Below are 7,594 nucleotides of genomic sequence, written 5' to 3'. Positions count from 1 at the left end.
AGGGTGATCCCGATGGGGGCGTCGCCGCCCTGCTCGCGCATGGCCGTGACGGCCAGGCCGTGACCGAGCAGCAGGTGGTGCGCCGCCTCCAGCGCACGGCTGCCCAGCTGCAGGCCCGGGGCGTGGACACCGGCGGCGTAGCCCAGCAGCGAGGAGCACCACGGCTCGTTGAGGGTGATCCAGGACCCGATCACGTCGCCCAGCGCCTCGTGGACCACGGCGGCGTAGTCGGCGAAGGCGCTGGCGGTGTCGCGGGACAGCCAGCCGCCCCGGTCCTCCAGCACCTGCGGCAGGTCCCAGTGGTAGAGGGTGGCGTAGGGCTGCACGCCGTGCTCGAGGCAGGTCTCGGCCACCCGCCGGTAGAAGTCGAGGCCGGCCGGGTTGACCGCGCCGGTGCCGGCCGGCACGACCCGCGGCCAGGCGACGGAGAAGCGGTAGGCGTCCACCCCGAGCTCGGCCATCAGCGCGACGTCCTCGGCGAAGCGGTGGTAGTGGTCGCAGGCCACGTCGCCGGTGTCGCCGTTCCACACCTTGCCCGGGGTGTGGGAGAAGGTGTCCCAGATGCTCGGACGGCGGCCGTCCTCGTCGACGGCGCCCTCGATCTGGTACGACGCCGTGGCGGTCCCCCAGACGAAGTCGGCGGGGAATCGGGTCATGGTGAGGCTCCTTCGCGCTCGGTGGGTCCGGACCATCGTCCACCATCGTCCGCCGCGGGGGCGCGGGGTCTCGTCGGGGTCGCGGCGGGGGTAGCGTCGGGGTCATGGACGTCCCCACCGTGACCATCGACCAGATCCCCGACGACGCGCACCTGGTCGACGTGCGCGAGGCCGACGAGTGGGCCGCCGGGCACGCCGAGCGCGCGCAGCACCTGCCGCTCACCGAGCTGACCGCCCGGCTGGACGAGCTCCCGGCCGACGACGAGGTGTACCTCATCTGCCGCTCCGGCGGACGCTCGGCGCGGGCGGCCGCCTGGCTGAACCAGAACGGGTTCAGCGCGGTCAACGTCGCCGGCGGGATGGGCGAGTGGCAGGAGCGCGGTCTCCCCCTCGTCGGCGAGGGCGGATCCCCCTACGTGATGTGAGCCGTCGGCGCCCGCCCGGCGACCGACGCCTCAGGCCTCCAGGCGGAGGTGCTCGCGGAGCAGACCGCGGATCTCCTCGGTGCCGCTGAACGGACCGACCTTGGTGTGGACCAGGCGGCCGTCGGCGGTCACGAAGAAGGTGACCGGCGGCCCTGGCACCCGCAGCGGCTGGCTGATGCTGCCGTCCCGGTCGACCAGGTGGGGGTACCGCTGGTCGCTGGCCCGGGCCACCTCCACCGCCGCCAGCTCGTCGGCGTCCTCGTAGACCAGGCCCAGGACGAGCAGCTCCTGCTGCGTCGAGCCGGCCACCTCGGCCAGGTAGGGCGCCTCCTGCCGGCAGGGGGCGCACCAGGAGGCCCACACGTTGACCATCAGCGGACGCCCCCGCAGCTGGGCCAGCGACACCTGCGCGTCCTCGCCCAGGCAGGGCAGCACCAGGTCGGGCAGGCCGTCCGGGCGCGCGGCGGCGTCGGCGTCGGGGACGGGGCAGTCGGCGATCCCGGCGGCCACCCGGGCCTCGCGCACCTCCTCGGGGGCGGCGGCCGGGGACCGCGGCGCCTGCGCCGGGGCCGAGGGGGCTGCCGGGTCGCGCTGCACGCCGCTGGTGGTGCAACCCGTCAGCGCGACGGCGAGCGCCAGCAGCACCGCCGGCGCGGCCCGCCGGGCTCGCCTCATCCGCGCGGCTCCCGCACCAGCTTCGCCGCCTTCACCGGGTCGGTGGGTCCCTCGCCGAAGCTGGGGCACCAGCGCGCCAGCGGGCAGGCGCCGCAGGCCGGGTTGCGGGCGTGGCAGCGGCGCCGGCCGTGCCAGATCACGTGGTGGCACAGCATCGTCCAGTCCTTGGCCGGGAACAGCTCCCCCACCGCGTGCTCGATCTTCACCGGGTCGGTCTCGGTGGTCCAGCGGAACCGGCGGACCAGCCGCGCGAAGTGGGTGTCCACGGTGATCCCGGGCACGCCGAAGGCGTTGCCGAGGACGACGTTGGCGGTCTTGCGGCCCACCCCGGGCAGCGTGACGAGGTCCTCCAGCCGGCCCGGGACCTCACCGCCGAAGTCGGCCACCAGCGCGGCGCCCAGCTTGACCAGCGCGCTGGACTTGGCCCGGAAGAAGCCGGTGGGCTTGATCAGCTCCTCCAGCTCGGCCTGGTCCGCGGCGGCGTAGGCGGCGGCGTCGGGGTAGCGGGCGAACAGCGCCGGGGTGACGGCGTTCACCCGGCGGTCGGTCGACTGGGCGGACAGCACGGTCGCCACCAGCAGCTCCAGCGGGGTGCCGAAGTCGAGCTCGCACCGCGCCTCGGGGTACAGCTCGGCCAGCGCCCGGTTCATCGCCCTGGCCCGACGGGTCAGGGCGAGGGTGGTCTCCGGGGTCGCAGCAGGAGGGGCCATGCCCAGCAGGATAGGCGGCTGCCACCCGCCGGGGACGGCCCGCGCGACGGGCGTGCGGGTGGGTAGGCCTTTGGGTAAGGTTCCGGCGGAAACGGGAGGTGACCGGTGAACCCGGACGTGCTCAAGCAGGCGCCGCTGTTCCGCGAGCTGGACAGCGACGCGGCGGCGGAACTGGCGAAGGCCATGTCGACGATCACGCTGCGTCGAGGGGCTGTGCTGTTCCACGAGGGCGACGCCGGCGACCAGCTCTACGTCGTGGTGCAGGGCAAGGTGAAGCTGGGCCGCAGCGGCTCGGGCGGGCGGGAGAACCTGCTCGCCGTGCTGGGTCCCGGCCAGATGTTCGGCGAGCTGTCGGTGTTCGACCCGGGCCCCCGCTCCACCACCGCGACCGCGGTCACCCCGGTGGAGCTGCGCTGCCTGGAGCACCAGGAGCTGGCCAAGTGGCTGACCGGACGTCCCGAGGTCGCCCGCGCCCTGCTGGGCCAGCTGGCCGAGCGCCTGCGCCGTGCCAACGACGTGGTCTCCGACCTGGTCTTCTCCGACGTCCCGGGGCGGGTGGCCAAGGCGCTGCTCGACCTGGCGGCCCGCTTCGGCACCGAGCGCAGCGAGGGGCTGCTGGTCAACCACGACCTCACCCAGGAGGAGCTGGCCCAGCTCGTCGGCGCCTCCCGCGAGACGGTCAACAAGGCCCTGGCCGACTTCGCGGCCCGCGGCTGGATCCGGCTGGAGCCGCGCTCGGTGACCCTGCTCGCCGTCGACCGGATCGAGCGCCGGGCCCGCTGAGGGCCCTCCCGGCGCCGGGCCGGGCCACCGGCCTCAGCCCGCGGCCTCGCGGTCCAGGTGGTCCAGCTGGGCCCGGACCGAGCGCAGCGCGGCGCCGGCCAGCGTCGGCTCCAGGTCCCCGTAGACCGCGGCCACCACCTCCTCGGGGGTGAGGGCGCCGGCGGCCCGCGCGGCCCGGACCTGCTCGAGGCGCTCCTCGCGGTGGCGCAGGTACTCCTCGAGCACCTCGGCCGGACGCCCGCGCACGGGACCGTGCCCGGGCAGCAGCTCGGCGACCCGCTCCTCCTCCACCACCCGGCGCAGCCGCTGCAGCGAGCCGAGGTAGTCGGTCAGGTCGCCGTCGGGGTGGGCGATCACCGTGGTGCCGCGCCCGAGCACGGTGTCCCCGGTCAGCAGCCACCGCCCGTCGGGGGTGCTCAGCAGGAACGCGGCCGAGTCGCTGGTGTGGCCGGGGACGTGCAGCACCTGCAGCACCCCGCCGGGCAGCTGCAGCCGTTCGCCGTCGGTCAGCGGCGCCGCCGAGCACAGCGACGGCCGCACCGCGCGCACCGGGGCGCCGGTGCGGGCGACGAGGCCGGGCACGGCGTCGGTGTGGTCGGCGTGGTGGTGGGTCAGCAGCACCAGCCCCACCCCGTCCGGGCAGGCCCCCAGCACGGCGTCCAGGTGCGCCTCGTCCGCCGGCCCGGGGTCGACCACCACGGCCGGACCGCGGTCGAGCAGCACCCAGGTGTTGGTGCCGTCCAGCGTCATCGGCCCCGCGTTGGGGGCCAGCACCCGCAGCGGCTGGGTCATGTCCCCTCCCGGGTCAGGCCTCGGCGAGCTCCAGCACGAGCTCGACCTCGACCGGGGCGTCCAGCGGCAGGACGGCCACCCCGACCGCGCTGCGCACGTGACGCCCGCCCTCGCCGAACACCTCCCCGAGCAGCTCGCTGGCTCCGTTGCCGACGGCCGGCTGGGCGGTGAACCCGGGCTCGCTGGCCACGAACACCACCGCCTTGAGCACCCGGGCGATGCGGTCCAGGCCGCCGGCCACGGAGGCGGCGGCGGCCAGACCGTTGAGGGCGCAGGTGCGGGCCAGCTCGGCCCCGTGCTCGGCGGTGACCGCGCCACCGACCTTGCCGGTGGCGGCCAGGCGGCCGTCGACGATGGGCAGCTGCCCCGACGTCCACACCTGGCGCCCGACCACGGTGGCCGGCACGTAGGCGGCCAGCGGGGCGGCGACCGGGGGCAGCACGAGGCCCAGCCCGGCCAGCCGCTCCGAGGGCGCCGTCACGACTGGCCCGGGACGGGTCGCTTGAAGTAGGCGACCAGGTTCTCGGCGTTCATGCCGGGCACCACCTGCACCAGCTCCCAGCCGTCCTGGCCCCAGTTGTCGAGGATCTGCTTGGTGGCGTGCACCAGCACCGGCACTGTGACGTACTCCCACTTGGTCATGGCGTCAGCCTCTCACGGACCCGGCGGCCCGGGCCCGTGCCGCCGCTCCCGCCCGCTCGCACCGGCCGGTCGGTCGCCACCGGAGGCGGGCCCTACCCTGGGGGCCATGTCCGAGCCGCGGCACACCCTGCACATCGTCAGCGGCAAGGGCGGTACCGGGAAGACCACGGTCGCGGGCGCCCTGGCGATGGCGCTGGCGACCGGTGGGCGGCGGGTGCTGCTGTGCGAGGTGGAGGGCCGGGGCGGGCTGGCGGAGCTGTTCGCCACCACGCCGCTGCAGGGCGACGAGGAGCGACGGCTGCTGCGCACCCCGGCGGGCGGGGAGGTCTTCGGGCTGTCGGTCGACGCCCGCGACGCCCTGACCGAGTACCTGGCCAGCTTCTACCGGCTGGGCCTGGCGGGACGGGCGCTGGACCGCTTCGGGGTCTACGACTTCGCGACCTCGATCGCCCCGGGCCTGCGGGACGTGCTGCTCACCGGCAAGGTCTACGAGGCCGTCCGGCGACGCACCAAGGGGCGTCCGAGCTCGTACGACGCGGTCGTCCTCGACGCCCCGCCGACCGGGCGGATCGCGACCTTCCTCAACGTGCACGAGGCCGTCTCCGGGCTGGCGCGGGTGGGCCCCATCCACTCCCAGGCCGACTCGATCATGTCGGTGCTGCGCTCCTCGAGGACGGTGGTGCACCTGGTCACCCTGCTGCAGGACATGCCGGTGACCGAGACGCTGGAGGCGCTGGAGGAGCTGCGGCCCACCGGGATCGCGGTGGGCACCATCATCTGCAACATGGTCACCCCCACGCCGCTGACCACCGAGACGCTCGCCGCGCTGGAGGCCCGCCCCGAGCTGCACGTGCCCGGGCTGCCGCCGGAGCAGAACGAGGCGCTGGCGCGCGAGTTCGCCGACGAGCTGTCCGCCCTCCGCGACGAGCAGGGCTGCTACGAGCGGCTGCGTCCGGCCGGGCTGCCGCTGGTCGAGCTGGCCCACGACCCGGCCGGTGTCGACCGGGCCGCCCTGCACACCCTGGCCGGCTCGCTGGCCGAGCAGCTCCCCGAGGAGGTCGGATGACCACGCGCACGGCGGCGTCCAGCGAGCACCTGGCCTGGGGGCGCCCCGCGGGCAGCCCGTTCCTGGACGTGGACGCCCTGCTGGCCGACCGCGGCAAGAACATCGTCATCTGCTGCGGCTCGGGCGGGGTGGGCAAGACCAGCGTCTCGGCCTCGGTGGCCCTGCGGGCGGCCGAGCAGGGACGCCGGGTGGTGGTGCTGACCATCGACCCGGCCCGCCGGCTCGCCCAGTCGCTGGGGGTGGCCGAGCTGGACAACACCCCCCGGCCGGTGAGGGCCGTCGACACCTCCGCCGGCGGCTCGCTCGAGGCGATGATGCTCGACATGAAGCGGACCTTCGACGACGTGGTGACGGCGCACGCCAGCCCCGAGAAGGCCCGCCAGATCCTCTCCAACCCCTTCTACCAGGCCCTCTCCACCTCCTTCTCCGGCACGCAGGAGTACATGGCGATGGAGAAGCTGGGGCAGCTGAGCGCCGACCTGGGGCTGGGACGCGGCGGCGCGGAGAGGGCGCGCTGGGACCTCATCGTGGTCGACACCCCGCCCTCGCGCTCCGCGCTGGACTTCCTGGACGCGCCCGAGCACCTCAGCTCGCTGCTGGACGGCCGGCTGCTGCGGCTGCTGCTCAACCCCGGCCGCGGGCCGGTGCGGATGATGAGCGTCGGGCTGTCCCTCGTCACCAGCGCGATGAGCAAGGTGCTCGGCGGGCAGGTGCTGTCGGACGTGCAGACCTTCGTCGCCGCCTTCGAGACGCTGTTCGGCGGTTTCCGGCAGCGCGCCGAGGCGACGCTGGCCAACCTGGCCTCGCCGCACACGACCTTCCTCGTGGTGGCGACCCCCGAGCCGGAGGCGCTGCGCGAGGCGTCGTTCTTCGTCGAGCGTCTCGGCGACGAGGGACTGCCGCTGGCCGGCGTGGTGGTGAACCGCATGAGCGGGTCGGCCGTGCCGCTGTCCCCCGAGCGCGCGTGGGCGATGGCCGAGGACCTGCCTCCGGAGACGCTGGAGGCCGTGGCCCTGCGCACGCACGCCACCCGCATGCACCAGGTGCTGCGGCAGCGCGCCGCCGTGCGACGGTTCTGCACCGCGAACACGGGGATGCCGCTGACCACGGTGCCGGCCCTGCCCGGCGACGTCACCGACCTGACGGACCTCCGCCAGGTCGGCGACCTGCTCGCCGCACGCGACGAGTGAGCCCGACGGAGCTCAGGACGCAGCCAGCGCCTGCCGCCAGGAGGTCACCTCGGTGCGGGTCTTCAGCAGCTGACGCCGCTCCCGCTCGGTGAGACCTCCCCACACGCCCCACTCGATCCGGTTGTCGAGCGCCTCGGCGAGGCACTCGAGCCGTACCGGGCAGCCACGGCACAGCGTCCGGGCCTTGCGTTGTTCGGCTCCCTCCACGAACAGGGAGTCCTTGGTTCCGCGGCACTTCGCGAGTGCCGCCCAGCCATCCAGGTTGCTTGTCAACGTCTGTCCCGTTTCTCACAGTTCAGGTGACCCCCCGATCACCTGGGCGCAGACGGAGGCAACGGGTCGACCGACCAGACGCTCCCCCCGAGGCGTCGGTAGAACATTAAGTCACGAGCGGCGGTCATATCCACCCCTTAGTGGCGACTCGCTGGCCGTTTACCGGATCGTGATATTCCCTCGGTGTGACTCGCCCGCCGGCAGCGGCGGCGGCAGCGCGGTAACGTGGGAGCACACGGTGGCCCGGGACGCCCGGGTGCACGCCACCGCGCGTTGGTTTCTGTGCTCTGGTGGGCCCACGTACTGTGGTGGCCATGTCGGTGAGCTCGAAGCGGATGGGGACCCTGGCCTACTCCGCGGTGATGTTCGTGGTGGTCAGCGT

General features: G+C 74.4%; 11 protein-coding genes. 4 read left to right on the top strand and 7 right to left on the bottom strand.

Annotation, left to right across the window (positions count from 1 at the left end):
• Positions 1–656 (bottom strand): family 1 glycosylhydrolase (locus tag GC722_RS18490; protein WP_231747849.1); only part of this gene is annotated, 656 nt, incomplete at its 3' end.
• 104 nt (positions 657–760) lie between these two features.
• On the opposite strand from GC722_RS18490, the gene GC722_RS12960 reads away from it, so the two are divergent.
• Positions 761–1,081, top strand: a complete 321-nt coding sequence (locus tag GC722_RS12960; protein WP_156610873.1) for a rhodanese-like domain-containing protein — start codon at positions 761–763, stop codon at positions 1,079–1,081.
• Between the two features lie 30 nt (positions 1,082–1,111).
• On the opposite strand, the gene GC722_RS12955 is transcribed toward GC722_RS12960, so the two are convergent.
• Entirely contained in the window at positions 1,112–1,756 is a 645-nt protein-coding gene (locus tag GC722_RS12955; protein WP_156610871.1) for a TlpA family protein disulfide reductase, read from the bottom strand.
• Positions 1,753–2,466 carry an endonuclease III gene (gene nth / locus GC722_RS12950; RefSeq protein ID WP_156610869.1) on the bottom strand — a complete coding sequence of 238 codons (714 nt, stop codon included), beginning with the start codon at positions 2,464–2,466 and terminating at the stop codon, positions 1,753–1,755. Before nth ends, GC722_RS12955 begins: the two co-directional genes overlap by 4 nt.
• 105 nt (positions 2,467–2,571) lie before the next feature.
• Here nth and GC722_RS12945 point away from each other — a divergent pair, with 105 nt between their 5' ends.
• Positions 2,572–3,249, top strand: coding sequence for a Crp/Fnr family transcriptional regulator (locus GC722_RS12945; RefSeq protein ID WP_331714791.1), 678 nt, complete (start codon positions 2,572–2,574; stop codon positions 3,247–3,249).
• Positions 3,250–3,282: 33 nt separating this feature from the next.
• Here GC722_RS12945 and GC722_RS12940 read toward each other — a convergent pair whose 3' ends face one another.
• The 3 genes from GC722_RS12940 to GC722_RS12930 are packed head-to-tail and all read right to left on the bottom strand — an operon-like array spanning position 3,283 to position 4,683.
• A complete protein-coding gene (locus GC722_RS12940; protein WP_156610867.1) occupies positions 3,283–4,041 on the bottom strand; it encodes an MBL fold metallo-hydrolase in 759 nt (252 codons plus the stop codon).
• 13 nt (positions 4,042–4,054) lie between these two features.
• Positions 4,055–4,522, bottom strand: coding sequence for a RidA family protein (locus GC722_RS12935; protein WP_197430162.1), 468 nt, complete (start codon positions 4,520–4,522; stop codon positions 4,055–4,057).
• Positions 4,519–4,683, bottom strand: a complete 165-nt coding sequence (locus tag GC722_RS12930; RefSeq protein ID WP_156610865.1) for a DUF4177 domain-containing protein — start codon at positions 4,681–4,683, stop codon at positions 4,519–4,521. Before GC722_RS12930 ends, GC722_RS12935 begins: the two co-directional genes overlap by 4 nt.
• Positions 4,684–4,789: 106 nt before the next feature.
• Between GC722_RS12930 and GC722_RS12925 the strand changes: the two genes are divergently transcribed.
• Positions 4,790–5,749, top strand: coding sequence for an ArsA-related P-loop ATPase (locus GC722_RS12925; protein WP_156610863.1), 960 nt, complete (start codon positions 4,790–4,792; stop codon positions 5,747–5,749).
• Complete coding sequence (locus GC722_RS12920; RefSeq protein WP_156610861.1) at positions 5,746–6,939, top strand: ArsA family ATPase; 1,194 nt, start codon at positions 5,746–5,748, stop codon at positions 6,937–6,939. The genes GC722_RS12925 and GC722_RS12920 overlap by 4 nt, the downstream gene beginning before the upstream one ends.
• 12 nt (positions 6,940–6,951) lie before the next feature.
• Here the strand turns inward: GC722_RS12920 and GC722_RS12915 are convergent, their stop codons facing one another.
• Positions 6,952–7,212, bottom strand: a complete 261-nt coding sequence (locus GC722_RS12915) for a WhiB family transcriptional regulator (RefSeq protein ID WP_197430146.1) — start codon at positions 7,210–7,212, stop codon at positions 6,952–6,954.
• Positions 7,213–7,594: the final 382 nt, after the last annotated feature.

The sequence above is a fragment of the Auraticoccus cholistanensis genome (assembly GCF_009742705.1).
Classification (GTDB): Bacteria; Actinomycetota; Actinomycetes; order Propionibacteriales; family Propionibacteriaceae; genus Auraticoccus; species Auraticoccus cholistanensis.
The sequence above is the reverse complement of the archived record's forward strand: the minus strand, read 5'-3'. Positions and strand labels throughout refer to the sequence as shown.